Source organism: Streptomyces sp. NPDC045778 (assembly GCF_056431945.1).
This window is the reverse complement of sequence record NZ_JBWKJZ010000018.1, coordinates 116,196-142,596: the sequence shown is the minus strand read 5'-3', so window position 1 is coordinate 142,596 and position 26,401 is coordinate 116,196. Positions and strand designations below refer to the sequence as shown.

Annotated in this window: 20 protein-coding genes; 10 read left to right on the top strand and 10 right to left on the bottom strand. The window is 72.7% G+C overall.

From position 1 onward, the window contains the following. The first annotated feature begins 127 nt into the window (after positions 1–127). The gene (locus AC07GB_RS23500) at positions 128–553 is read left to right on the top strand and encodes a RidA family protein (RefSeq protein WP_478848446.1); all 426 of its coding nucleotides are present in this window, start codon (positions 128–130) and stop codon (positions 551–553) included. Between the two features lie 61 nt (positions 554–614). Here AC07GB_RS23500 and AC07GB_RS23495 read toward each other — a convergent pair whose 3' ends face one another. The 3 genes from AC07GB_RS23495 to AC07GB_RS23485 all read right to left on the bottom strand — a co-directional run bounded on the left by AC07GB_RS23495 (position 615) and on the right by AC07GB_RS23485 (position 6,309). Beyond that, positions 615–4,385: an ABC transporter ATP-binding protein gene (locus AC07GB_RS23495; protein ID WP_478848444.1), complete on the bottom strand. Its 3,771-nt coding sequence runs from the start codon at positions 4,383–4,385 to the stop codon at positions 615–617. Between the two features lie 98 nt (positions 4,386–4,483). Beyond that, on the bottom strand, positions 4,484–5,410 hold the full coding sequence (locus tag AC07GB_RS23490) for a serine hydrolase (RefSeq protein WP_478848442.1): 927 nt from the start codon (positions 5,408–5,410) through the stop codon (positions 4,484–4,486). A gap of 140 nt (positions 5,411–5,550) precedes the next feature. Beyond that, positions 5,551–6,309 carry a GntR family transcriptional regulator gene (locus AC07GB_RS23485; RefSeq protein ID WP_478848440.1) on the bottom strand — a complete coding sequence of 253 codons (759 nt, stop codon included), beginning with the start codon at positions 6,307–6,309 and terminating at the stop codon, positions 5,551–5,553. A 185-nt stretch (positions 6,310–6,494) separates the two neighbouring features. Between AC07GB_RS23485 and AC07GB_RS23480 the strand changes: the two genes are divergently transcribed. Next, a complete protein-coding gene (locus AC07GB_RS23480) occupies positions 6,495–6,941 on the top strand; it encodes an ATP-binding protein (protein WP_478848438.1) in 447 nt (148 codons plus the stop codon). Here AC07GB_RS23480 and AC07GB_RS23475 read toward each other — a convergent pair whose 3' ends face one another. The 3 genes from AC07GB_RS23475 to AC07GB_RS23465 form a co-directional block, all read right to left on the bottom strand. Next, the gene (locus tag AC07GB_RS23475) at positions 6,942–8,633 is read right to left on the bottom strand and encodes a thiamine pyrophosphate-binding protein (protein ID WP_478848436.1); all 1,692 of its coding nucleotides are present in this window, start codon (positions 8,631–8,633) and stop codon (positions 6,942–6,944) included. Beyond that, positions 8,630–9,604, bottom strand: a complete 975-nt coding sequence (gene speB, locus AC07GB_RS23470; protein WP_478848434.1) for an agmatinase — start codon at positions 9,602–9,604, stop codon at positions 8,630–8,632. The genes AC07GB_RS23475 and speB overlap by 4 nt, the downstream gene beginning before the upstream one ends. Positions 9,605–9,802: 198 nt before the next feature. Beyond that, complete coding sequence (locus AC07GB_RS23465; protein ID WP_478848432.1) at positions 9,803–11,251, bottom strand: sodium:solute symporter family protein; 1,449 nt, start codon at positions 11,249–11,251, stop codon at positions 9,803–9,805. Between the two features lie 134 nt (positions 11,252–11,385). Between AC07GB_RS23465 and AC07GB_RS23460 the strand changes: the two genes are divergently transcribed. Both AC07GB_RS23460 and AC07GB_RS23455 read left to right on the top strand, forming a co-directional pair. After that, complete coding sequence (locus AC07GB_RS23460; RefSeq protein WP_478848430.1) at positions 11,386–12,978, top strand: PucR family transcriptional regulator; 1,593 nt, start codon at positions 11,386–11,388, stop codon at positions 12,976–12,978. 98 nt (positions 12,979–13,076) lie between these two features. Further along, entirely contained in the window at positions 13,077–13,862 is a 786-nt protein-coding gene (locus AC07GB_RS23455) for a phosphatase (RefSeq protein ID WP_478848428.1), read from the top strand. Here the strand turns inward: AC07GB_RS23455 and AC07GB_RS23450 are convergent. The 4 genes from AC07GB_RS23450 to AC07GB_RS23435 all read right to left on the bottom strand — a co-directional run bounded on the left by AC07GB_RS23450 (position 13,826) and on the right by AC07GB_RS23435 (position 17,566). Beyond that, positions 13,826–14,803 (bottom strand): cation diffusion facilitator family transporter, encoded by a 978-nt coding sequence (locus tag AC07GB_RS23450; RefSeq protein WP_478848426.1) that lies wholly within the window; start codon positions 14,801–14,803, stop codon positions 13,826–13,828. The two genes, AC07GB_RS23455 and AC07GB_RS23450, sit on opposite strands and share 37 nt — an antisense overlap. 34 nt (positions 14,804–14,837) lie before the next feature. Further along, positions 14,838–15,710, bottom strand: a complete 873-nt coding sequence (locus tag AC07GB_RS23445; protein ID WP_478848424.1) for an acyl-CoA thioesterase — start codon at positions 15,708–15,710, stop codon at positions 14,838–14,840. 8 nt (positions 15,711–15,718) lie between these two features. Further along, positions 15,719–16,876, bottom strand: a complete 1,158-nt coding sequence (locus AC07GB_RS23440; protein ID WP_478848422.1) for an acyl-CoA dehydrogenase family protein — start codon at positions 16,874–16,876, stop codon at positions 15,719–15,721. A 90-nt stretch (positions 16,877–16,966) separates the two neighbouring features. After that, entirely contained in the window at positions 16,967–17,566 is a 600-nt protein-coding gene (locus AC07GB_RS23435) for an SACE_7040 family transcriptional regulator (protein WP_478848420.1), read from the bottom strand. 83 nt (positions 17,567–17,649) lie between these two features. Between AC07GB_RS23435 and AC07GB_RS23430 the strand changes: the two genes are divergently transcribed. From AC07GB_RS23430 to AC07GB_RS23405, 6 genes are all read left to right on the top strand, one after another. Then, on the top strand, positions 17,650–19,266 hold the full coding sequence (locus AC07GB_RS23430) for a carboxyl transferase domain-containing protein (RefSeq protein ID WP_478848418.1): 1,617 nt from the start codon (positions 17,650–17,652) through the stop codon (positions 19,264–19,266). A 20-nt stretch (positions 19,267–19,286) separates the two neighbouring features. Then, positions 19,287–21,326, top strand: a complete 2,040-nt coding sequence (locus AC07GB_RS23425; RefSeq protein WP_478848417.1) for an acetyl/propionyl/methylcrotonyl-CoA carboxylase subunit alpha — start codon at positions 19,287–19,289, stop codon at positions 21,324–21,326. Continuing rightward, a complete protein-coding gene (locus AC07GB_RS23420) occupies positions 21,323–22,282 on the top strand; it encodes a hydroxymethylglutaryl-CoA lyase (protein ID WP_478848415.1) in 960 nt (319 codons plus the stop codon). The genes AC07GB_RS23425 and AC07GB_RS23420 overlap by 4 nt, the downstream gene beginning before the upstream one ends. 5 nt (positions 22,283–22,287) lie before the next feature. After that, positions 22,288–23,448, top strand: coding sequence for an acyl-CoA dehydrogenase family protein (locus tag AC07GB_RS23415; protein WP_478848413.1), 1,161 nt, complete (start codon positions 22,288–22,290; stop codon positions 23,446–23,448). 234 nt (positions 23,449–23,682) lie between these two features. Then, positions 23,683–24,723: an ABC transporter substrate-binding protein gene (locus tag AC07GB_RS23410; RefSeq protein WP_478848411.1), complete on the top strand. Its 1,041-nt coding sequence runs from the start codon at positions 23,683–23,685 to the stop codon at positions 24,721–24,723. A gap of 205 nt (positions 24,724–24,928) precedes the next feature. Next, positions 24,929–26,371: a pyridoxal phosphate-dependent decarboxylase family protein gene (locus AC07GB_RS23405; RefSeq protein ID WP_478848409.1), complete on the top strand. Its 1,443-nt coding sequence runs from the start codon at positions 24,929–24,931 to the stop codon at positions 26,369–26,371. The last annotated feature ends 30 nt before the right edge of the window (positions 26,372–26,401 follow it).

Genomic DNA, 26,401 nt, shown 5'->3' with positions numbered 1-26,401 from the left:
CAGGCGTGACGTTACGTTTCGTTTTGACAGGAGCCCGGAAGCGGCCTAGCTTTCTCACACGTTACGGAACGTTTCGTAACGCCGACATCGGGCCCGGCCGCCGGACCCGTCGAGCAAGGGGAGAGCCATGTCGAACGACCGCAGCACCGCCGCCGGGGGACGCATCGAGAAGGTCGCCACCACGCCGGACTGGTACGCCTCGTACCGGATCTCGCAGGCCGTGAAGGCCGGCGGGTTCGTGTACGTGTCGGGTCAGGCGGGCTTCGACGAGAACGGCACGACCGTGGAGGGCGGCTTCCTCGCGCAGGGCCGGCAGGCGTTCCGCAACGTGGAGCGGGTCCTGGAAGCCGCCGGGCTGACCTTCGCCGACGTCGTGAAGGTGGGGATCTTCGTGCGCGGCATGGCGGAGAACCTGCCGCACACCATCACGCTGCGCGAGGAGTTCCTGGCCGAGCCCTACCCCGCGGACACCCTCGTCGAGGTGGTCTCGCTCGCGCAGCCCGACTGGCTGATCGAGGTCGAGGTCATCGCCCTGGACCGGACCGGCGCGTGAGGTGCCGAGGGGGCGGACGGGCCGGGCCCGTCCGCCCCCTCGGGCCTGCGGCGTCGCGGGCTCAGGCCTCCACCGGCTCCCCCACGAAGGTGCGCCACAGCTTCGCGTACCGGCCGTCGAGGGCGAGCAGCTCCTCGTGCGTGCCGTCCTCCGCGACCCGGCCGTGGTCCATCACGACCACGCGGTCCGCGCGGGCGGCCGTGGTGAGCCGGTGCGCCACCACCAGGGTGGTGCGCTTGCCGGCCAGGCGGTCCGTGGCCAGGTTGACCTGCGCCTCGGTGGCGAGGTCCAGGGCGGCGGTGGCCTCGTCCAGGAGCAGGACGTCGGGGTCGACCAGCTCCGCGCGGGCCAGGGCGATGAGCTGGCGCTGCCCCGCCGAGAGGTTGCGCCCCCGCTCGGCCACCTCGTGCAGATAGCCGCCCTCAAGGGTGGCGATCATGTCGTGCGCGCCGACCGCGCGGGCAGCGGCCTCGACCTGAGCGTCGGTGGCGTCGGGCCGGCCGTAGGCGATGGCGTCGCGCACGGTGCCCGCGAACAGGTACGCCTCCTGCGGCACGACGCCAAGGCGGTGCCGGTACGAGGTGAGGTCGAGGGCCCGCAGGTCGGTGCCGTCGACGGTGACGCGGCCGCCCGTGGGGTCGTAGAACCGGGCGACGAGCTTGACCAGGGTGGACTTGCCCGCGCCGGTCTCGCCGACGAAGGCGACGGTCTGGCCCGCGGGGATGCGCAGGTCGATGCCGCTGAGCGCGGTCTCCGCCGCCTCCCCGCCGGCCGTGTCGTCGGCGGCCCCCGCGTACGCGAACTCCACGTCCTCGAAGGCGATCTCACCGCGCAGGGACAGCACCTCGAGGGGTTCGTCCGGGGCCTTCGTGGAGGTCGGCTCGCGCAGCAGCTCCTGGATGCGGCCGAGCGACACGGTGGCCTGCTGGTAGCCGTCGAAGACCTGGGACAGCTGCTGCACGGGCGCGAAGAACAGGTCGATGTAGAGGAGGTAGGCGACCAGGGCGCCGGTCGTCAGGGTGCCCGCGTCCACGCGGTGCGCGCCCACGATCAGGACGGCGACGACCGCGACCGAGGACAGCAGCTGCACGAACGGGAAGTACACCGAGATCAGCCACTGGCCGCGCACCCGCGCCTGGCGGTAGTCGTGGCTGCGGGCCGCGAACCGCGCGCCGCCCGTCCGCTCGCGCCGGAACGCCTGCACGATCCGCAGCCCGGACACGGTCTCCTGGAGGTCGGCGTTGACCACGGACACGCGCTCACGGGCCAGTTCGTACGCCTTCACGCTCGACCTGCGGAAAAAGTACGTGCCGACGACGAGGAGCGGGAGCGTCGCGAAGACGACGAGCGCGAGCTGGAGGTCGATCACGAGCAGGGCGGCCATGATGCCGAAGAAGGTGACGACGGAGACGAACGCGGTGACGAGCCCGGTCTGGAGGAACGTGGACAGGGCGTCCACGTCCGTCGTCATCCGGGTCATGATGCGCCCGGTCAGCTCCCGCTCGTAGTAGTCGAGTCCGAGGCGCTGGAGCTGCGCGAAGATCTTCAGCCGCAGCGAGTACAGGACGCGCTCGCCGGTGCGGCCCGTCATGCGGGTCTCGCCGGTCTGGGCCGACCACTGCACCACGACGGCGGCGAGCGCGAGCCCCGAGGCGGCCCACACCGCGCCGAGCGCGGCCTGCGACACGCCCTCGTCGATGCCGTGCCGGATGAGGACGGGCAGGAGAAGGCCCATGCCCGCGTCCACCGCCACGAGCAGCAGGCTCAGCAGGAGCGGGAGGCCGAAGCCGCGCAGCAGCCTGCGCAGGCCGTAGGCCTCCTCTGGGGCGACGGCCCGCGCCTCGTCGATGTCGGGCCTGTCGGTGGCGGGCGGCAGGGCTTCGACCTGCGCGAGCAGCTCGGGCGTGGCCGGGGCCCCGGCGAACGCTGAACTCTCGGCGGTCTTGGGCTCACGGTCGCCCGTCCACAGGCGTGGCGTGATGCCGCGCTCGGCGTCGAACTCGGCGTCCAGCTCGTCGCGTACGGAGGTGTCCTCGGCGGCCTCGGCCGCGCGCGGCGGCGCGGTGTGTCCTGGCGAGACGCCGCCCAGCTCGTCCGGGTCGGTGAGCAGGCGCCGGTACAGCGGCGAGGTGCGCTCGAGGTCGGCGTGCGTGCCGATGGCGGCGAGCCGGCCGCCGTCGAGGACGGCGATGCGGTCGGCGAGGCCCAGGGTGGAGCGCCGATGCGCGATGAGCAGGGTGGTGCGGCCCTCCATGACCTGTGCGAGGGCCTCGTGGATCTCGTGCTCGACCCGGGCGTCCACCGCGGAGGTGGCGTCGTCGAGCACCAGCAGACGCGGGTCGCTGAGGATGGCGCGGGCGAGCGCGACGCGCTGGCGCTGGCCGCCGGAGAGGGTGAGCCCGTGCTCGCCGACCTTGGTGTCGTAGCCGTCGGGCAGCTCGCTGATGAAACGGTCCGCCTGGGCGGCGCGCGCGGCCCGCTCGATCTCCTCGTCCGTCGCCTGGGGATGGCCGTACGCGATGTTGGCGCGCACGGTGTCGGAGAAGAGGAAGGAGTCCTCGGGCACGAGCCCGATGGCGGCGCGCAGGGAGTCCTGCGTCAGCTCGCGCACGTCGTGGCCGCCGATGAGGACGGCGCCGCGCGACACGTCGTAGAAGCGCGGGAGCAGCAGCGAGACGGTGGACTTGCCGCTGCCGGACGAGCCCACCACGGCGAGGGTCTCACCGGAGCGGATCTCGAAGCTGAGGCCGTCGAGGACGGGGCGCCGGTCCTCGCCGTCGCCGTCGCCGTACGAGAACGCCACGTCGTCGAACTCGACGGTCGCCGGGGCGTCGGCGGGCAGCTCCTTGGTGCCGTCCGCGATGGCGGGCCGGGTGTCGATCAGCTCCAGGACGCGCTCGGCGCCCGCGCGGGCCTGCTGGCCGACGGTCAGGACCATGGCGAGCATCCGCACCGGGCCGACGAGCTGGGCGAGGTAGGTGGAGAACGCGACGAAGGTGCCGAGCGTGATCTCCCCCTCGACCGCGAGCCAGCCGCCGAGCGCCAGCATCGCGACCTGCCCGAGGGTGGGCACGGCCTGGAGGGCGGGGGTGTAGCGGGAGTTGAGCCGGATGGTGCGCAGCCGGCCCGCGAACAGTTTACGGCCGACCTCGCGCAGCTTGCCGGTCTCCTGCTCCTCCTGCCCGAAGCCCTTCACCACGCGCACGCCGCTGACGGCACCGTCCACGACGCCCGCGACGGCGGCGGCCTGCGCCTGCGCGTACCAGGTCGCCGGGTGCAGCTTGCTGCGGCTGCGCCGGGCGATCCACCACAGGGCGGGCGCGACGGCGAGGGCGACGAGGGTGAGCGGCAGCGAGAGCCAGGCCATGATCGCCAGGGACATCGCGAACAGCAGGACGTTCCCGATGGTCATGGGCAGCATGAACAGCAGGCCCTGGATCAGCTGGAGGTCACTGGTGGCACGGCCCACGACCTGCCCGGTGGACAGCTCGTCCTGACGCCGCCCGTCGAGCGCGGTGATGGTGTCGTACATCTCCGTGCGCAGGTCGTGCTGCACGTCGAGGGCGAGGCGGCCGCCGTAGTAGCGGCGGACGTACGTCATGACGTACACGAGGACGGCGGCGCCGAGCAGGGCGCCCGCCCAGGGGCCCATGGAGCGGCTGTGGTCGCCGATGACGTCGTCGATGACGACCTTGGTGAGCAGCGGGACCACGGCCATGACGGCCATGCCCCCGAGGGACGAGCCGAGCGCGAGCACGACGTCCTTGGGGTAGCGCCAGGCGTACCCCCACAGCCGTCTCGCCCAGCCCTGCCGCTCCGGCTGCTCCGTCACCGCGTTCCTCCCGCCGTCCTGACCTGCCGAGAGGCCCAACACGTCAGGGGGCGGATTTCATCCCGCCGCAACAATCGCGGCGGGATGAAGGAGGCCCGTCAGGCCTGCGGCACCGGCACCATCGCTTCCTTCGGGGTGTCCGTCGGGGCGTAGCGCTGCGGGGCCTGGGTGAGGGGCGTCAGGTCCTTGTGGATCGCCTTGGAGACCCGCTGGATGGTGTCGACGCCGTAGTTCATGGAGCCGTTGCCGTGGGTGAGCACGGAGATCGTGTAGTCGTGGCCGCGGCCCTTGAAGGCGCCGATGCTGTGCACGCGCCAGCCGTGCGTGGCCCGCGGCAGCCAGCCGTTCTTCACGTGGGTCTTGACGCCGGAGGGGGCGCCCGCCGGGGTGCCCCAGCGCTGGTCGCGGACGACCTGGTTCATCAGCTTCAGGATGTACGCGCGGCCGTTGTCGCTGAGCACGGAGTTCGGCGCGGTGATCAGGGCGAGCAGCTTCTGCTCGTCCTGGACGTTGATCCGGGTCAGGCCCCAGTAGCCGCCCGACCCCGGCACGGTCTTCGTCATCTTCGCGGCGGCGAGGAACTTCTTGACCTTGCCCGCGCCGAGCTGGCGCCACAGGGCGCTGGTGGCGTTGTTGTCGGACTTGGTGATCATGGCCTTGGCGAGGCTGGACTCGCGGTCCGTCAGATACCGGTCGCTCTTCTTCGCGTCCCACAGCAGCGTGGCGAGCACGGTCACCTTGACGACGCTGGCCGAGTCGAACGAGGTCGTGCCGCGCAGGGTGCACGTCGTCTTGGTGGCTCTGTCGTACAGGCCGACCGCGATGGTGCCCTTGCGGTTCTTCAGCGCGGCGTTGATGTCCTTCGCCAGCTTCTTCGCCAGCTCCGGCTGGGCCGAGGTGCAGGTGACCTGCGGGGCCGCCGCGGCGGCGGGGGTGGCGACGGCCGTCCCGGCGATCGGCACGAGGACGGCGGCGGCCGCACCGGCGCTCAGCACGCGGGCACGCCGGGATATGCGGTGAGTCATGGAGGTTCCCCCCGTAGTCGGTACACGCGTGCGCTCCGGACGCACGCGCATCCCATGACTCACCTACACGAGTGAATGGTTGTACGACTGTGGGGCATCTACCGGTGCCGTCTTCGTCACACAGGCCTCAGCCCGGGCCTTCACGCCTCGAAGCCGTACTCCAAGACGTACGCGGACGCGTCAAGGACCATCTCGTTGACTTCGACGGCACGCCCCTGCTCGTCGTACGCGGTGCGGCCGATGAGCATGACCGGCATGCCGGGCGACATGTCAAGGCGGGCGGACTCGTCACCCTTGGGCATGCGCGAGCGGACCTCCTCGCGGAACCGGACCGGCCGGTGCCCGAGTTCTCCGAGCCTCGCGTACGTTCCGCCCGGACCGGTGTCCGGCTGGGCGATCGGGGTCCCGCTGACCAGTTCCGCCGGCAAGTAGGAGACGGAAAGCAGCACCGGCTTGCCGTCAAGGACGAACCGACGTCGCCGTACGCAGACGACGTCCTCCTCACCGAGTTCCAGAATTCCGGCCACCGCGGCCGGGGCGGCCTCTTCGGCCACCTCGACGGAGTCGACCACCAGGTCGCGCTCACCGACGTCGGCGGCCCAGATCGAGCGCCCCGAACCCCACTGCGTGTGCGCGAGGCGCTCGACGCCGTGCCTCCGGATCGGCTTGAAGTCCCGGACGAACACCCCAGCGCCTTTACGCGCTTCGACAAGGCCCTCCGCCTGGAGAAGCGCGAGCGCCTGGCGAGCCGTCATACGCGCGACGCCATGGGCGGCCATCAGGTCGTTCTCACCGGGCAGTCGCTCCCCCGGCCCGTACTCCCCGGCCTCGATCCCCGCCCTCAGCTCCGCGGCGATGCGCTGGTACTTGGGCTGGCGTTCGCTACCCCGGCCGCTCATCCGGACCTCCTCCGATCATCTCTAGACACCTTAAGCACCACGCATCGCGGGACGCAGTCGGGCATCGAACCTTCGCGACCGACCCGCACATCTCTAGAGATGCGTTGACACACCACAAGGGGTTCCGCTTCACTGGCGACATCTCTAGAGATGTCTCAGGTCCGAAGCCCCCCATGGAGGTACCTGTGTCAGCCCACACCGCGTCCGGGCAACCGGCAAGGTCCGGGGACTTCGAAGCCGAGTGGCAGTTGCCCCGCACCCCACGAAGCGCAGGCCATGCCCGTACGCTGCTGCGCGAGCAACTCGCCGCATGGAAGATCGGCGGCGAAGTGGCGGACACTGCCGAGCTGTTGCTCTCGGAGCTGGTCACCAACTCCATCCAGCACGCGCGCGTTCCCACGGGCCGCGAGATCGGCGTACGGATCACTCATTGCGGACGGCGGTTGCGGATCGAGGTCGCCGACGCGAACACCGAACAGCCCGCGCCGTGCGAGGCGCGGGCTGATGACGAGCGAGGCCGGGGGCTCGCCCTGGTGATCGCCCTGTCCGAACGATGGGGCTGCTGTCAGCGCGCGTACGGGATCGGCAAGGCGGTGTGGGCGGAACTCAGGCTGCCGCCACCCCAGTTGTGATCAAGTCGTGCCGAGGTGCGTCGGCGCGAACATGCGCAGGAGGGCCGGGAGGACGACGACCGAAGGGCCCGGCTGCGCCAGCGCCTTCGCCAGGTCGTCCCGCAGCGCCTCGGGCGAGGTCCGTACGCCCGGTACGCCGAAGGACTCGGCGAGGGCGACGAAGTCGGGGCGGGTCAGCTCGGTGGCCGTGGGCTCGCCGAAGGCGTCGGACATGTACTCGCGCAGGATGCCGTAGCCGCCGTCGTCGACGATCAGCCAGGTCACGTTCAGGCCGTACTGCTTGGCGGTGGCCAGCTCGGCGATCGAGTACATCGCGCCGCCGTCGCCGGAGACCGCGAGGACGGGGCGGGTGGGGTCGGCGGCCGCCGCGCCCAGGGCGGCCGGGAAGCCGTAGCCGAGGCCGCCCGCGCCCTGCGCCGAGTGCATGGTGTTGGGGCGCCGCGCGTCGAAGGCGGACCACGCCCAGTACGCCAGGATCGTCATGTCCCAGAACGACGGCGAGCCGTCCGGCAGGGCGGCCCGCACGGACGCGAGGACCTCCTGCTCCAGGGTCAGGCCCTGCCCCTCGATGCGGGCGCGGACCTTCGCGAGCAGGGCCGCGACCCGCTCGGGCGCCGCCGGGTCCCGGCGCTCCCCCACCGTCTCCAGGAGCGCGGTCAGGGCGAGCCGGGCGTCGGCGTGGATGCCGAGCGCGGGGTGGTTGGACTCCAGCTTGCCGGGGTCGGCCTCGATCTGGATCACCCGGCCGCGGGGCGCGAAGGTGTGGTAGTTGGAGGAGAGTTCGCCGAGCCCGGAGCCGACCACGAGCAGGACGTCGGCGTCCTCCAGGAAGTCGGTGGTGTGCCGGTCCTCCAGCCAGGACTGGAGGGACAGCGGGTGCTCCCAGGGGAAGGCGCCCTTGCCGCCGAAGGTGGTGACGACCGGCGCGTCCAGCCTCTCGGCGAGCGCGCGGAGCTTGCCGGAGGCGTCGGCGCGGACGACACCCCCGCCCGCGATGATCACCGGGCGTTCCGCGTGCGTCAGCAGATCGGCGGCCACGGCGGTCAGCTCCGGGCGCGGCACCAGCTCGCGCGGCGTGGCGTCCACGGCGGTGACCTGCGGAAGCGCCGTCTCCGCGAGGAGCACGTCCTGCGGGATCTCCACCCACACCGGCCCGTGCGGCGCGGTGAGCGCCGACTCCCAGGCCGCCGCGATCGCGGACGGGATCTGGGACTGGGTGCGGACGGTGTGGACGGACTTGACCACGTCCCGGAACGAGGCCTGCTGGTCGCGCAGCTCGTGCAGATAGCCGTGGCGCCCGCCGCCGAGCCCGGCGACGGGGACCTGGCTGCCGATGGCGAGCACCGGCGCGCTCGCGGCGGCGGCCTCCTGGAGCGCGGCGAGCGAGGTGAGCGCGCCGGGCCCCGTCGACAGGAGCAGCGGCGCGACCTCCCCGGTCACCCGGCCGTACGCGTCCGCGGCGAAGCCGGCGTTGTTCTCCACGCGCAGCCCGACGTAACGCAGGTCGGAGCGGCGCAGCGCGTCGAACATGCCGAGGGCGTGCTGCCCCGGCAGGCCGAACACGGTGGCCGCGCCGAGCCCGCGCAGGGTCTCGACGACGAGGTCGCCGCCGTTGCGCCCCGCGGGCGGATTCAGGGCGGCCTCGGTCTGCGCGGCGGTGGGCCTCAGTTCCAGGTCGTGGTCGTGGGTCACTTGGCGCGGGCCTCCGCGATCTGCCGGGACATGATCGTCGTCAGTTCGTACGCGGTGTGGGACGCGGCCACGGAGGTGATCTCGGCGTGGTCGTAGGCCGGGGCGACCTCGACGACGTCGGCGGAGACCAGGTTGCAGGAGGCCAGGCCGCGCAGGATCTCAAGGAGTTCGCGGGAGCTCATGCCGCCCGCCTCCGGGGTGCCGGTGCCGGGCGCGAAGGCCGGGTCGAGGCAGTCGATGTCGATGGAGATGTACAGCGGCCGGTCGCCGATGCGCTGGCGCAGCTGGTCGGCGACCTCGTCGGCGCCGCGCCGGTAGACGTCCGACGAGGTGACGATGCCGAAGCCCATCTTCTCGTCGTCGGTGAGGTCCTGCTTGCCGTACAGCGGGCCGCGCGTGCCGACGTGGCTGAGGGCCTCGGTGTCGAGGATGCCCTCCTCCACGGCCCGGCGGAACGGGGTGCCGTGGGTGTACTCGGCGCCGAAGTACGTGTCCCAGGTGTCGAGGTGCGCGTCGAAGTGGAGCAGCGCGACGGGGCCGTGCTTCTTCGCCACCGAGCGCAGCAGGGGCAGCGCGATGGTGTGGTCGCCGCCGAGGGTCATCATGCGGGCGCCGGTGCCGAGCAGGTCGTCGGCGGCGGCCTCGATGGTCTCCACGGCCTCGTTGATGTTGAACGGGTTCGCCGCGATGTCGCCGGCGTCGGCGACCTGGGCGAGCGCGAACGGAGAGGCGTCCTGGGCCGGGTTGTACGGGCGAAGCAGGCGGGAGGCCTCGCGGATCGCGTTGCCGCCGAAGCGGGCGCCCGGGCGGTACGACACGCCCGTGTCGAAGGGGACGCCGACGACCGCCACGTCCGCGGAGCCGACCTCGTCGAGGCGGGGAAGGCGGGCGAAGGTCGCGGGGCCCGCGTAGCGCGGGATCCGCGAGGAGTCGACGGGGCCGCGCGGGGTGGTGTTCTCGGGGGTGGTCATGGTCGGTGTCTCCTGATGGAACGAACGTGCGTAAACAGTGTGAACCCTCGCGGGTGCGCCCCAGGCCCGCCCCTTCCCGATCCGGGGGCTGCCGCCCCCGTGCCCCCGCTTTTTCGGCGCTCCGAGGCCGAAGGCCGATTCGGGGGTCCAGGGGGCGGAGCCCCTTGGTTTCGGGAAGGGGCGGGGTGGGGGAGAGAATCAGGCCGGCACGGGCGCCTCCGCTTCGGGCTCGCGCCCAGCGACCCGTTCACGCCAAGCCGCGAGCGTCCCCGCATCGGTGGGCCGAGTCACCAGCGACCCCACCACGTACACGACCAGCGAGGTCAGCAGCCCGTAGTAGATGGGCTCGTTCGCGAGGATCCCGTAGTGCCACATGAGGCCGATCACGGAGAGCCCGCCCGCGACGACGGCGGCAAGGGCGCCGGCCCCGGTCCCCCGCCGCCACAGCAAGCCGCCGAGGATCGGCACGAGCAGACCCCCGACGAGCAGGTTGTACGCGACGGTCAGTGCCTGGACGACGTCGTTGAGGGCGATGGAGACGCCGATGACGGCGACGCCCATGACGAGGATGAAGGCGCGGTTGCCCTTCACCTCGTCGTGCGGGTCCCCCTGCGCGGCAGCGCCCCGCAGCCGCGCCCAGATGTCGTTGTTGGCCACGGTCGCGCACGCGATGAGCGCGCCGGACGAGGTGGACATCACGGCGGCCAGCGCGGCGGCGAGCACGAGGCCCCGCACGCCCATGGGCAGTTCGTCCTTGACGATGGTGGCGAAGGCGGCGTCGGCACTGGGCAGCTTCGGGTACATGACCTTCGCGGCGGTGCCGATGACGGCGCCCGCGAGCGCGTAGACCAGGCAGTACGTACCGGCGACCGTGCCGCCCCAGCGGGCCACCTTGTCGCTGCGCGCGGTGAACACGCGCTGCCAGATGTCCTGCCCGATGAGCATGCCGAAGGTATAGATCAGTACGTACGTGAAGATCGTCTCGCCGCCCACGCCGAACGGCTCGAAGTACTCGCCGGGCAGCTTCGCCTTCATCTCGCCGAAGCCGCCCGCCTTGACGACCGCGATGGGCAGCAGGAGCAGCAGCACGCCGATCGTCTTGACCACGAACTGCACCATGTCCGTGAGCGTGATCGACCACATCCCGCCGAGCGTGGAGTACGCGACGACGATGGAGCCGCCGATGACGATGGCGAGCGTGCGGTTCACGTCGAACAGGACGTCGAAGATCGTGGCGTACGCGATGGTGGAGGTCACTGCGAGCATCAGCGTGTAGCCCCACATGACGACGCCGGACAGGACGCCCGCGCGGCCGCCGTAGCGCAGGTCGAGCATCTCGGAGACGGTGTAGACCCGCAGGCGCGCGATGCGGGCGGAGAAGAAGACCGAGAGGGCGAGCAGGCCGAGGCCGATGGTGAAGACCATCCAGGCGCCGGACAGGCCGTGCGTGTAGCCGAGGCCGACGCCGCCGATGGTGGAGGCGCCGCCGAGGACGATCGCGGCCATCGTGCCGGAGTACATCCACGGCCCGAGGCGGCGGCCCGCGACCAGGAACTCACTCTTGGACTTGGCACGGCGCATGCCCCACCAGCCCATGGCCAGCATCCCCGCGAGATAGACGACGATCACCGCATAGTCGACAGCCATGGGTACCTCTCCTTCACGCGCCTGAGGGGGACGACCTCGGTGTGACGGTCGACACGACCCTAGGTGGCCGGAAAGCATCGCTGAAGTGTACGTTTCCTCTACTTTTACCGGCCTGGATGGAGGAATCGTCCACCATGACCGAGCCCGACCCGCAGCCGTCCGCCCCGCAGCCGTCACCCGTGCCGCCGTCACCCGGGCCGTCGGCACCCGGGCCGTCGGCACCCGGGCCGTCGGCACCCGTGCCGTCGGCACCCGTGCCGCCCTCGGCCCCGCCCACCCCGCCCGTCCCGCTGACCGCCCTACTCGCCCACGAGGGCCTCGGCCTGCGCCAGATCGCGGGCCCGGACGCGGCGGCGGCCGACATCCACTGGGTGCACACCTCGGAGATGGCCGACCCGTACCCCTACCTCCTGGGCGGCGAGCTGCTCCTGACGGCCGGGGTGCACGTGCCGGACGCGGCGGGCGCGGGGCCCGGCCACCTGGACTCCTACGTGTCCCGGATCGTGGCGGCGGGCGGCGCGGCCCTCGGCTTCGGCGTCGCGCCCGTGCACAGCGCCGTGCCGCGCGCGCTGGTGGAGGCCTGTGACCGGCACGGCCTGCCGCTGCTCGAAGTGCCGCCGCAGACGACGTTCAGCGGGGTCGCGCGGGCCGTGTGGCAGCTGATGGCGGAGGCCAGGCACGCCGAGCTGCGCCGCGTCGCCCAGGCCCAGCAGGGCCTCGCCGCGGCCGCCGCGAGGCCCGACCCGGTGCCCGCGCTGCTGCGGCAGCTGGCGGCGCGCCTCGACGGGTACGCGGCCCTGCACACCGCCGACGGGTCCCCCGCCCAGAGCGCGGGCACCCCGCCGGGCGAGGCGGCGCTCACCGCCCTGGCCCGGCTCGCGGGGGTGGTGCTGCACCCGGCCGAGCCCCGCCCGGCCCCCGCGTCCGGCACGGACACCGTCGACGCCACGCACCTCGCCGCGTACGCCCTCGCCGGGCCGCGGGGCCTGGCCCTCGGGGTCGCCACGCGCCGCCGCGAGCCGGGCGACCACACCGTCGCGCAGGTCGCCGCCGTCCTGCTCGCCCTGCTCACCGCGGACCACCAGGGCGCCACCGAGTCCGCGCGCTCCGCGGCCCTCGTCCGGCTGCTGCTCGGCGCGGCCCCGCACGAGGTGGCGCCCCTGCTCGGCGCCGACCGCTGGACCGTGGTCCACGCGCGCGTGCAGCGCGGCTCCGGCGCGCCCCCGCCCACCCCCGCCTCCCTGGCCACGGCGCTCGGCAGCACGCTCGTGGACGCCGGGCCCGACACCACCACGCTGCTGCTGCCCGCGGGGCGCGAGGTCACCGCGCAGCACGGCTGGACCCTCGGCGTCTCCGCGCCCGCCGCCGTCGAGGCCATCGCCGCCGCAGACGCGCAGGCCGCGCGGGCCGTGCGCAGGGCCGAGGCCACCCGCGTCCCGCTGGTGCGGCACCGCGAGACCGGCCTCGCCGCGCTCGTCGCGCCCGCCGAGGCCGACGCCCACGCGCGCATGCTGCTCGCCCCGCTCGGCGCCGGCCCGGCCCTCACCGAGACGCTGCGCACCTGGCTGTCCCTGCACGGCAGTTGGGACCGCACGGCCGCCGCCCTGTCCGTGCACCGCAACACCGTCCGGCAGCGCGTCGCCCGCTGCGCCGCCCTGCTGGACGCGGACCTGGACGACCCGGACGTCCGCATGGAGCTGTGGTTCGCGCTCGGCCGCGACCGCTGACTCACCCGGCCCGCCCGTACGCGCGTACGTGAGCGGGGGCACACTCCGGTGTGCGGGACGCCCCGACCGGGCGCGCGGCCGACGGCACAATGGGGGGCATGCCGATACCCAGCCGTGCCGCGCTCGTAGACCACCTCGTCCGCACCCGCATAGCGGGCCACGTGGCGACACCCCGCGAGAACAACCTCTCCCACTACCGCAAGCTCGCGAACGGCGACCGCCACTACTGGCTGGGTCTTGAACTCGGCGACCGCTGGAGCGACGAGCAGGACGTGCTCGCGGTGATGGCCGAGCGCTGCGGCGTGATCGACGACCCGCAGCACCGCCAGGGCCAGGACACCATCGACCCGGAGCTGACGGTCGACGCCCTGGAGCGGATGGCGGGCCGTCTGCGCAAGGCGGCCGACGCGAGGGAGCGCGTCCTGTTCGCGACCGGTCACCCCGGCGGTCTGCTGGACGTGCACCGCGCGACGGCGTCCGCGCTGCGCGCCGCGGGCTGCGAGATCGTCGTCATCCCGGACGGCCTGACGGCGGACGAGGGCTTCCTCTTCCAGTTCGCGGACGTGGCGGTCCTGGAGCGCGGCGCGACGCTGTGGCACACGCACTCGCCGGAGCCGATGAACGCGGTCCTGGACGGCCTCGTCCGCGAGGAGCGCCCCCTGCCCGACCTGGTCGTCGCCGACCACGGCTGGGCGGGCCGCGCGGGCCAGCGCGGCATCGACGCGGTCGGCTACGCGGACTGCAACGACCCGGCCCTGTTCATCGCGGAGGCCGAGGGCACGCTCCAGGTGACGGTCCCCCTCGACGACCACGTGACGAGCCCGCGCTTCTACGACCCGATGACGGCCTACCTGCTCGAATCCGCGGGGCTCCCGCAGGCCTGACCCGGGCCCGGCGTCGGGTCCAGGTACACCCGGCGCACGGCGGGGAAGCGGGCCTTGAGGCGGCGGGCCACGCGGTCGCAGGCCTGCTCGACCTCCGCGGCCGTGGACACGTCCCGGAAGTCCACCTTCGCCGCGACGAGCGCCTCCCGCGGCCCCTGGAGCAGGGTGGTCAGCTCCAGGACGCCCACCACGTGCGGGTCCGCGAGGAGTTCGGCCCGCACCTTCGCCCGCACGGACCTCGGCAGCGGCCGCCCGATGAGCAGTTCCGCGTTGGCGTGCCCCAGGACCCAGGCGACGTACACGAGCAGCGCGCCGATGGCGAGCGACGCGAGGCCGTCCCAGACGCCCGAGCCGGTGAGCTGCCCGCCGAGCAGGCCGCCCGCGGCGAGCACGAGGCCCGCGAGCGCGGCGGAGTCCTCCATCACGACCGCCTTCACCGCGGTGTCGGGGGTGTGCCGCAGATAGTGCTTGACGTGCACGTCGAACCGGTCGGCCGCGCCCCGCGCCTGCCTCAGGCCGGTGCGCAGGGAGTAGCCCTCCAGGAGGAAGGCGATCCCGAGGACGACGTACGAGAGGAGCGGGTCGCCGGGTTCCCTGCCGTGCGTGAGGGTGTGGATCCCGTCGTAGAGGGCGAAGACGCCGCCGCCGACGAAGGTGGCGACGGAGGCGAGCAGCGCCCAGACGTAGCGCGCGCCGCCGTAGCCGAGCGGGTGGTCCTCGTCGGCCGGGCGCTCGGCGCTCCTGAGGGACAGGAGCAGCATCAGCTCGGTGACGGTGTCGGCGACGGAGTGCGCGGCCTCGGAGAGCATCGCGCTGGAGCCGCTGACGGCACCGGCCACGGCCTTGGCGGCGGCGATCCCGAGGTTGGCGAGCGCGGCGACGGCGACGGTGAACGTACTCTCGCCGCCGCCCTCTGCGGCACGTGACGTGGTTTCACCCATGCTGGGCGAGTATGCCGGAATGGTCCGGTGGGCCCTAGCTCCTCGGGACCCTGACGACGCCCTCCTGGATGACGGTCACGGCGAGCTGCCCGTCGCGGGTCCAGATGCGGCCCTGGCCGAGGCCCCGGCCGCCGCTCGCCGACGGGGACTCCTGGTCGTAGAGGAGCCACTCGTCCGCCCGGAAAGGCCGGTGGAACCACATCGCGTGGTCGAGGGACGCGCCCACCACGTCCCCGACGGCCCAGCCGCCGCGCCCGTGCGCGAGCAGCACCGAGTCGAGCAGCGTCATGTCGGAGACGTACGTGGCCAGGCACAGGTGGAGCAGCGACCCGGCCTGCTCGCCTTCGAGCTTGCCGTTGGTACGGAACCACACCTGGGAGCGCGGCTCCCGGGGCCGGCCCACCGTGCCCCACGGCGGCAGGTCCGCGTACCGCAGGTCGACGGCGGCGCGCGCCTCTACCAGCCGCCGGGCGACGTCCGGCGGCAGATGCAGGGGAAGGGCCTCGGCGGCCGTGGGCAGGGCCTCCGGGTCGGGCGCCGCGGGCATCCCCACCTGGTGTTCGAGCCCCTCCTCGTACGCCTGGAAGGACGCCGACAGATGGAAGATCGGCTGGCCGTGCTGCACGGCGACGACGCGGCGGGTGGTGAAGGAGCGCCCGTCGCGGATGCGGTCCACGGTGTAGACGATGGGCGCGCCCGGGTCGCCGGGCCGCAGGAAGTAGGCGTGGAGCGAGTGGGCGGGCCGGTTGTCGGGCACCGTACGGCCCGCCGCGACAAGCGCCTGGGCTGCGACCTGCCCGCCGAAGACGCGCGGCACCAGGGCGGAGCGGCTCGTGCCCCGGAAGATGTCCTGCTCGACCCGCTCCAGGTCGAGCAGGTCGAGGAGGTCCTGAAGTTCCCGGCTCATGCGTGGACTTACAGACCCATCGACTTCGCGATGATCATCTTCATGACCTCGCTGGTGCCGCCGTAGATGCGGTTGACGCGGTTGTCGGCGTACAGGCGGGCGATCGGGTACTCGTTCATGAAGCCGTAGCCGCCGTGCAACTGGAGGCAGCGGTCGATGACACGGTGCGCGACCTCGGTGCAGAAGAGCTTGGCGGAGGCGGCCTCGGCGGGGGTCAGCTCGCCCGCGTCCAGGGCTTCCAGGGCCCGGTCGGCGACGGCCTCGGCGGCGTCCACCTCGGCCTGGCAGGCGGCCAGTTCGAACTTGGTGTTCTGGAAGGAGGCGACGGACTTGCCGAAGACCGTGCGCTCCTGGACGTACTCCTTGGCGAACCGGACGGCGGCCTTGGCCTGCGCGTAGGCGCCGAAGGCGATGCCCCAGCGCTCGGATGCCAGGTTGTGGCCGAGGTAGGCGAAGCCCTTGTTCTCCTCGCCGAGCAGGTCGTCGACGGGCACCTTGACGTCGACGAAGGCCAGTTCGGCGGTGTCGGAGACCTTCAGGCCGAGCTTGTCGAGCTTGCGCCCGACGGAGTAACCCTCGGCCTTGGTGTCCACCGCGAACAGGGAGATGCCGAAGCGGCGGTCGTCCTCGCGCGGCGCCGCGGTGCGGGCGCAGACGATCACGCGGTCGGCGTGCACGCCGCCGGTGATGAAGGTCTTGGCGCCGTTGAGGACGTAGTGCGTGCCGTCGCCGGAGAGCTTGGCGGTGGTCTTCATGCCCGCGACGTCCGAGCCGGTGCCCGGCTCGGTCATGGCGAGCGCCCACATCTCCTCGCCGGAGACGAACTTGGGCAGGAAGCGCTTCTTCTGCTCGTCGGTGGCGAGCATCTGGAGGTACGGCAGGCCGAGCAGCACGTGCACGCCGGAGCCGCCGAAGGAGACGCCCGCGCGGGCCGTCTCCTCGTACATGACGGCCTCGAACTTGTGCGAGTCGATGCCCGCGCCGCCGAACTCCTCCTCGACGCGGATGCCGAAGACCCCGAGGTCCGCGAGCTTGTAGTAGAAGTCGCGGGGCGCCTGACCCGCCGCGTACCACTCGTCGTACACGGGCACGACCTCGGCCTCGATGAAGGCCCGGACGGTCTCCCGGAATGCCTCGTGGTCCTCGTTGAAGACAGTACGCCGCACGGTTGGACTCCCTCGGTGACAGGCACGACTAAGCGCTTGCTCACATCGACGTTACCCGTGGGTCACTGTGACCGTCCAGAGCCGGAAGCGTTACCGGCGGCCCTCCGCCGCCGCCCCCAGCGCCCCGCGGGCGAGGCGGTGCAGGAGCCGCGCCGTCTCCTCCCGGTCCGGCAGGGAGCCCGGGCGACCCAGGTGCGGCGTCGAGTTCAGCAGGCCGAACACCGCGTGCACGGACGCGCGCGCCTCCACCTCGGCGAGCCCCGGATACACCTCGCGGACGGTGGTCACCCACAGCTCCACGTACTGCCGCTGGAGCTGGCGCACCATCTTGCGGTCGCTGTCGCGCAGGCGGTCCAGCTCGCGGTCGTGGAGAGTGATGAGCGGGCGGTCGTCCAGGGCGAAGTCGATGTGGCCCTCGACGAGCGAGTCCAGGGCGGCGTCCGGCGCGCCCGCCGCCTCCGCGCAGCGGCGCTTGCCGCCGGTGAGCAGCCGCTCGCTGATGCCGACGAGCAGCTCGGCGAGCATCGCGTCCTTGCCCGCGAAGTGGCGGTAGAGACCGGGTCCGCTGATGCCGACGGCGGCCCCTATCTCGTCCACGCCGACGCCGTGGAAGCCGCGCTCGGCGAAGAGCCGGGCGGCTTCCTTGAGGATCTGCTCGCGGCGGGTGGGGGCGTCGGTCCTGGTGGCCATGGAATCAATTCTAGACAGCGCCGTTAGCGGTCGTTAACCTGAAGGCAAGACGTTAACGCTCACTAACCCGGGGAGCACAGCGGATGCAACAGGCACCGGTCCTCACGAGCGCGGCGGACCCCGCGTCGGACGCCTGGCGGGCGAACGAGTCGGCGCACGCCGCCCTCGTGGCCGAACTGCGCGGCAAGCTCGCCGCGGCCCGGCTCGGCGGCGGCGAGCGCGCCCGGCAGCGGCACGTGGCGCGCGGCAAGCTGCTGCCGCGCGACCGCGTCGACGCGCTGCTGGACCCGGGCTCGCCGTTCCTGGAGCTGGCCCCGCTCGCGGCCGACGGGATGTACGGCGGCGACGCCCCGGCGGCCGGCGTCATCGCGGGCATCGGCCGGGTCAGCCGCCGCGACTGCGTGATCGTCGCCAACGACGCCACCGTCAAGGGCGGCACGTACTACCCGATGACGGTCAAGAAGCACCTGCGGGCCCAGGAGATCGCCCTGGAGAACCGCCTGCCGTGTCTGTATCTGGTCGACTCCGGCGGCGCCTTCCTGCCGATGCAGGACGAGGTGTTCCCCGACCGCGAGCACTTCGGCCGGATCTTCTACAACCAGGCGCGGATGTCCGGCGCCGGCATCCCGCAGATCGCGGCGGTGCTCGGCTCCTGCACGGCCGGCGGGGCGTACGTCCCGGCGATGAGCGACGAGGCCGTGATCGTCCGCGAGCAGGGCACGATCTTCCTGGGCGGCCCGCCCCTGGTGAAGGCCGCCACGGGTGAGGTCGTGACCGCCGAGGAGCTGGGCGGCGGCGAGGTCCACTCCCGCGTCTCCGGCGTCACCGACCACCTCGCCGAGGACGACCCGCACGCGCTGCGCATCGTGCGCACGATCGTCTCCACGCTCCCCGCGCGCGGGCAGCTGCCCTGGGAGGTGCGGCCCGTCGAGGAGCCGAAGGTGGACCCCCTCGGTCTGTACGGCGCGGTGCCGGTGGACTCCCGCACTCCGTACGACGTGCGCGAGGTCATCGCGCGCGTGGTCGACGGCTCCCGCTTCGCCGAGTTCAAGGCGGAGTACGGCCAGACGCTGGTCACCGGCTTCGCGCACATCCACGGCCACCCGGTGGGCATCGTCGCGAACAACGGCATCCTGTTCTCCGAGTCCGCCCAGAAGGGCGCCCACTTCATCGAGCTGTGCGACCAGCGCGGCATCCCGCTGGTGTTCCTCCAGAACATCTCCGGCTTCATGGTCGGCAAGGACTACGAGGCGGGCGGCATCGCCAAGCACGGCGCCAAGATGGTCACGGCCGTTGCCTGCGCCCGCGTGCCCAAGCTGACCGTCGTGGTCGGCGGTTCGTACGGGGCGGGCAACTACTCCATGTGCGGGCGGGCCTACTCCCCCCGCTTCCTGTGGATGTGGCCGAACGCCAAGATCTCCGTGATGGGCGGCGAGCAGGCCGCTTCGGTGCTCGCCACCGTCAAGCGCGACCAGCTCGAAGCACGCGGCGAGGAGTGGTCCCAGGAGGACGAGGAGGCCTTCAAAGACCCCGTCCGCGCGCAGTACGACCAGCAGGGCAACGCCTACTACGCCACGGCACGCCTGTGGGACGACGGCGTCATCGACCCGCTGGAGACCCGCCAGGTGCTCGGCCTGGCCCTGACCGCGTGTGCCGGTGCGCCCTTGGGCGAACGCGGCTTCGGCGTTTTCCGGATGTGAGGGGCAGACACGGAATGAGCATGTTCGAGACAGTCCTCGTGGCCAACCGGGGCGAGATCGCCGTCCGCGTCATCCGCACGCTGCGCTCCCTCGGCGTCCGCTCGGTGGCCGTCTTCTCCGACGCCGACGCCGACGCCCGGCACGTGCGCGAGGCCGACACGGCGGTGCGGCTCGGCCCCGCGCCCGCCGCCGAGAGCTACCTCTCGGCGGAGCGCCTCATCGAAGCCGCCGCCGCGTCCGGCGCCCAGGCGGTCCACCCCGGCTACGGCTTCCTCGCGGAGAACGCCGCCTTCGCACAGGCCTGCGCGGACGCCGGGCTCGTCTTCATCGGGCCGCCCGCCGCCGCGATCGACCTGATGGGCGACAAGATCCGCGCCAAGGAGACCGTGCGCGCGGCCGGGGTCCCCGTGGTGCCCGGCTCATCGGGCAGCGGCCTCACCGACGCCCAGCTCACCGAGGCCGCGCGGGAGATCGGCACCCCGGTCCTCCTCAAGCCGTCCGCGGGCGGCGGCGGCAAGGGCATGCGCCTGGTCCGCGACGCCGCGCTGCTCGGCGAGGAGATCGCCGCCGCCCGGCGCGAGGCGCGCGCCTCCTTCGGCGACGACACCCTGCTCGTGGAGCGCTGGGTCGACCGCCCCCGGCACATCGAGATCCAGGTCCTCGCCGACGCCCACGGCCACGTCGTGCACCTGGGCGAGCGCGAGTGCTCCCTCCAGCGCCGCCACCAGAAGATCATCGAGGAGGCGCCCAGCGTCCTGCTCGACGAGGCGACGCGCGCCGCGATGGGCGCGGCCGCCGTCGAGGCCGCGCGCTCCTGCGGTTACGTCGGCGTCGGCACGGTCGAGTTCATCGTCCCCGGCAGCGACCCGTCCTCGTACTACTTCATGGAGATGAACACCCGCCTCCAGGTGGAGCACCCGGTCACCGAGCTGATCACCGGGCTCGACCTGGTGGAGTGGCAGCTGAGGGTCGCGTCCGGCGAGCCGCTGCCCTTCACCCAGGACGACATCACGCTGACCGGGCACGCCGTGGAGGCCCGCGTCTGCGCCGAGGACCCCACCCGCGGCTTCCTGCCCTCCGGCGGCACCGTCCAGCTCCTGCGCGAGCCCTCCGGCGACGGGGTGCGCACCGACTCGGGCCTCAGCGAGGGCACGGAGGTCGGCAGCCTGTACGACCCGATGCTGTCGAAGGTGATCGCGTACGGGCCGGACCGGGCGACGGCCCTGCGCAAGCTGCGCGCGGCCCTCGCGGAGACGGTGATCCTCGGCGTGCCGACGAACACGGGTTTCCTGCGGCGCTTGCTGGCCCACCCGGCGGTGCTGGCCGGGGAGCTGGACACGGGCCTGGTGGAGCGGGAGGCCGAGGGGCTTGTCGCCTCGGAGGTACCGGCCGAGGTGTACGAAGCCGCGGCGCTGGCACGTATCCCGCACCCCGCCCCTTCCCGAAACCGGGGCTCCGCCCCGGACCCCGCTCCTCAAGCGCCAAAGGGGCTGAATTCGTGGGTCGACCCCTTCTCCGTACCCAACGGGTGGCGCCTCGGCGGCGAAGCCGCGTGGACCGTGCACCACCTCCGGGTACCGGGACACGACCCGGTCGTCGTCCGCACCCGGCTCACCGCCGAAGGCGATGTCGAGATCGACCATGGGGGGTCCAGGGGGCGCAGCCCCCTGGTTGCGGGAAGGGGCGGGCTTGGGGAGCCCCCGGCAGGGCCCCACCGCTACCACCGCGCCGGAACGTGGCTCGGCCGGGACGGCGACGCCTGGGAGGTGCGGGACCACGACCCGGTGGAGGCCGCGCTGACCGGCGCCGCGCACGCGGGGGCGGACGCCCTGACCGCCCCGATGCCCGGCACCGTCACCGTCGTCAAGGTCTCCCCCGGCGACCGCGTGACGGCGGGCCAGAGCCTCCTCGTCGTGGAGGCCATGAAGATGGAGCACGTCATCTCCGCGCCGCACGCGGGCACCGTCACCGAGCTTGACGTGGCCCCGGGCACCACGGTCGCCATGGACCAGGTCCTGGCCGTGGTGGTGCCCGACGAGAGCGCCGAGGAGACGTCATGACCGCCCCCGGTCTGCCCATGGCCGTGCCCGCCCAGGGCCTGCCGGCCCGGGTCCGCATCCACGAGGTGGGCGCCCGCGACGGCCTCCAGAACGAGAAGGCGACGGTCCCCACCGAGGTCAAGGCGGAGTTCGTGCACCGCCTTGCCGACGCGGGCCTGACCACCGTCGAGGCGACGAGCTTCGTGCACCCCAAGTGGGTGCCCCAACTGGCGGACGCCGAGCGGCTCTTCCCGTTGCTCGGCGACATCGAGGGCGTACATCTGCCGGTCCTGGTGCCCAACGAGCGCGGCCTGGACCGCGCGCTCGCGCTCGGCGCCCGCCGCGTCGCCGTGTTCGCCAGCGCCACGGAGTCCTTCGCCAAGGCCAATCTGAACCGCACGGTGGACGGGGCCCTGGCGATGTTCGAGCCGGTGGTGGCCCGCGCCAAGGCGGCCCAGGCCGCGCACGAGCGGGTGCACGTCCGCGGCTACCTCTCCATGTGCTTCGGCGACCCCTGGGAGGGCGCCGTGCCGATCGCCCAGGTGGTCCGGGTCTGCCGGGCGCTGCTCGACATGGGCTGCGACGAGCTGAGCCTCGGCGACACCATCGGCGTGGCCACACCGGGCCACGTCCTGGCGCTGCTCGCCGCGCTGAACGAACAGGGCGTGCCGACGGACCGCGTCGGCGTGCACTTCCACGACACGTACGGGCAGGCCCTCGCCAACACCCTCGCGGCGCTCCAGCACGGCGTGACCACCGTCGACGCCTCCGCGGGCGGCCTCGGCGGCTGCCCGTACGCCAAGAGCGCCACCGGCAACCTCGCCACCGAAGACCTCGTGTGGATGCTGCACGGCCTCGGCATCGAGACCGGGGTCGACCTCGGCCGCCTCACCGCCACCAGCGTGTGGATGGCCACCCAGTTGGGCCGACCGAGCCCGTCCCGCACCGTGCGTGCCCTCTCCCACAAGGAGCCGTGATCTTCATGGACCACCACCTCTCCCCAGAGCACGAGGAACTCCGCCGCACCGTCGAGGCGTTCGCGAACGACGTGGTCGCGCCGAAGATCGGCGACTACTACGAGCGGCACGAGTTCCCGTACGAGATCGTGCGCGAGATGGGCCGCATGGGCCTGTTCGGCCTGCCGTTCCCCGAGGAGTACGGCGGCATGGGCGGCGACTACCTGGCGCTCGGCATCGCCCTGGAGGAGCTGGCGCGCGTCGACTCCTCCGTCGCGATCACCCTGGAGGCGGGCGTCTCGCTCGGCGCGATGCCGCTGCACCTCTTCGGCACGGACGAGCAGAAGCGCACGTGGCTGCCGCGGCTCTGCTCGGGCGAGCTGCTCGGCGCCTTCGGGCTCACCGAGCCCGGCGCGGGCTCGGACGCGGGGGGCACCCTGACGACGGCGCGCCTGGACGAGGCCACCGGGGAATGGGTCGTCAACGGCACGAAGTGCTTCATCACCAACTCCGGCACCGACATCACGGGCCTGGTCACGGTCACGGCCGTCACCGGCCGCACCGACGCGGGCAAGCCGCTGATCTCCTCCATCATCGTGCCGTCCGGCACGCCGGGCTTCACGGTGGCGGCGCCGTACTCGAAGGTCGGCTGGAACGCGTCGGACACCCGCGAGCTGTCCTTCGCCGACGTCCGCGTGCCGCGGGCCAACCTCCTCGGCGAGCAGGGCCGCGGCTACGCCCAGTTCCTGCGCATCCTCGACGAGGGCCGTGTCGCCATCGCCGCGCTCGCGACGGGCCTCGCGCAGGGCTGCGTGGACCAGTCCGTGAAGTACGCCAAGGAGCGGCACGCCTTCGGGCGGCCGATCGGCTCCAACCAGGCCATCCAGTTCAAGATCGCCGACATGGAGATGAAGGCGCACACCTCCCGCCTCGCCTGGCGCGACGCGGCCTCCCGCCTGGTCGCCGGGGAGCCCTTCAAGAAGGAGGCGGCCCTCGCCAAGCTCTACTCGTCGACCATCGCCGTCGACAACGCGCGCGAGGCCACCCAGATCCACGGCGGCTACGGCTTCATGAACGAGTACCCCGTGGCCCGCATGTGGCGGGACTCCAAGATCCTCGAAATCGGCGAGGGCACCAGCGAGGTCCAGCGCATGCTGATCGCCCGAGAGCTGGGCCTCACGAGCTGACCTGCCGGTCCGGCTCGCCGCCCTCCTCGCGCTGACGCGCTCGTCCTCGGACGCCGGACGGGCTGATGGAACCCCGCTCACTCGCCCCTTTCGGGGTGGGTGAGCGGGGTTCTCGCCATGTACGGGCGTGCAAGCCGGCAGGCCGGGGCCGAGCAGGAAGAAAGGTTAGGTTAACCTAAGCACGATTTCCGGCCAGGACCCCGTCAGGGGGCCTTCACGAAAGCAGAGTCCCCCATGCCCCGTCTCCCCCACCCCACCCGCCGCGGCATCCTCGCCGTCGGCGGCGCCCTCGGCCTCACCGCCGTCCTCGCCGCCTGCGGGGACGAGAAGGCCGACAAGAGCAAGGGCGGCGGCGCCGGCGAGGACGGCGGGCCCTGGTCCTTCAAGGACGACCGCGGCCAGACGGCCAAGAAGGGCTCCACGCCGAAGAACATCGTCGCGTTCACCGGTGTCGCCGCCGCGCTGTACGACTACGGCGTCGAGGTGAAGGGCGTCTTCGGGCCCACCAGGACCAAGGACGGCAAGGCGGACGTCCAGGCCGGTGACATGGACGTCAGCAAGCTGACGATCCTCGGCAACGCGTGGGACCAGTTCAACATCGAGAAGTACGTGGGCCTCCAGCCGGATGTCCTGATCTCGACCATGTTCGACGACAAGGGCACGCTCTGGTACGTCCCCGAGGCGTCCAAGGACAAGATCCTCAAGCTCGCGCCGAGCGTCGGCGTCTCGGTGTACGACCGCCAGATGACCAAGCCCCTCGAACGGCTGCTCGCGCTCGCCGAATCCCTCGGCGCGGACGTGAAGGCCGACAAGGTCGTCAAGGCGAAGAAGCGCTTCGAGGCCGCGGCGGAGCGGCTGCGCAAGGCCGCGAAGGCCCGGCCGGAGATCAAGGTCCTGGTGGGCTCCGCGAGCGCGGACGTGTTCTACGTCTCCGGCTCCAACCTCTCCGCGGACCTGGAGTACTTCAAGGCCCTCGGTGTGAACATCGTCGAGCCGCCGGCGAAGGCCCTGAAGGCGAGCGGGGGCTGGTTCGAGAACCTGTCCTGGGAGAACGTCGACAAGTACGAGGCCGACGTCATCATGATGGACAACCGCACCTCCGCCCTCCAGCCGGAGGGCCTGGAGAAGCAGAAGCCCACCTGGGGCAAGCTGCCCGCGGTGAAGGCCGGGCAGGTCATCCCGCGCGTGACCGAGCCGATCTTCTCGTACGCCAAGTGCGCGCCGATCCTGGAGGACCTCGCCGAGGCGATCGAGAAGGCCAAGAAGGTCTCCTGACCCGCGCCCGCACCCCGTACAGAGCCGCCCCTCCGCCCCGCGGAGAGGGCGGCTCCGTGCGTCCCGGCCGCCCCGCCGACCCCTCCAGCACCCTTGATTTCAGCTTAGGTTAGGCTAACCTAAGTTCAACGTCGCGCCCCGGATTCCTCCCCGCTGTGCCCTGCCCCGGGGCGCGACCCCCGTCCCCTCACCTGGAGGACCGTTCATGCGCTCGCACCTGCTCAACGACACCACCACCGAGCGGTACCGCGCCTGCGTGACCGAAGGAGTCGAGCGGGTGGCCGCCGGGATCGCCGCCGCATCCCGGCCGTTCACCGGTGACCAGGCCGAAGGCCCGTCCCCCCGGGTCGCCGCCGTCGACCTCGACGCCCCGCTGCACGACACCGTGGCCGCCCTCGACGAACTCGACGAGCTGTATCTGCGCGACGCGGTCCACGTCCACCACCCCCACCACCTCGCGGGCCACGCAGGACCGGTCGTCATCCCGGCCGTCGTCGGGGAGGCCGTGCTGTCCGCCGTGAACTCCTCGCTCGGCACCTGGGACGCGCCCGCGGGCGGCGCCCTTGTCGAGCGGCGCCTCGTCGACTGGGCGGCCGGGCGCGCGGGGCTCGGCCCGGACGCCGACGGCGTGTTCACCTCCGACGGCGACCAGGCCGACCTCCAGGCGCTGCTGCTCGCCCGCGAGGAGGCCGGGGCGGACGACCCGCGCACGCTGCGCGTCCTCACCTCCGCGGGGGCACGGCCCGGCATCCGCAAGGCCGCGAAACTCCTCGGCCTCGGCCCGGACGCCGTCATCGCCGTCCCCACCGACCGGGCGGGGCGCATGCAGACCGTCGCGCTCGCCCGCGAGCTGGAGCGCTGCGCATGCGAGGGCCTGGTCCCGATGGCCGTCGTCGCGACGGCGGGCACCGCCGACTTCGGCGCCGTCGACCCGCTGCCGCAGCTCGCCGACGTGTGCGCGCGCCACGGCGTCTGGCTGCACGTGGACGCCGCGCACGGCTGCGGGCCGCTCGCCTCGCGCACCCGGCGCCACCTCCTCGACGGCATCGAGCGCGCCGACTCGGTGACGCTCGACTTCCACGCGTCCTTGTTCCAGCCCGCCGGCTGCGCCGCGCTCCTCGTCCGCTCCGCGGCGACGCTGCGCCACGCCAGGGACCTCACCGGCCACCTGGACCCGCGCCGCGCGGCCCGGGAACGCGTCCCCGGCCAGGCGGACGAATCCCCCCGGGGCACCCGCCGCTTCGACGCCCTGAAACTCTGGCTGACGCTGCGCGTCATGGGCGCGGACGCCGTCGGTGACCTCTTCGACGAGGTCTGCGACACCGCGGCGCGCGGCTTCGACCTCATCGCCGCCGACCCGCGCTTCGACATCGTCGCCGAACCCCAGCTGTCCACCCTCGTCTTCCGCTACATCCCGGCCGCGATCTGCTCCCCCGCCGCCATCGACCGCGCCAACCTGTACGCCCGCAAGGCCCTCCTGGCCGCCGGCACCGCCGTGGTCGCGGGCACCAGGGCGGGCGACCGGCGGTACCTGAAGCTCGCCCTGCGCGACCCGGAGACCACCGCCGCCGACCTCCGAGCCGTACTCGACCTGATCGCCGGCCACGCCGAGCGGTACCTGGGAGAGAGCCTTGTCCGCGCCAGCTGACCCCCACGAGCCGTACGACGCCCCTCGGGA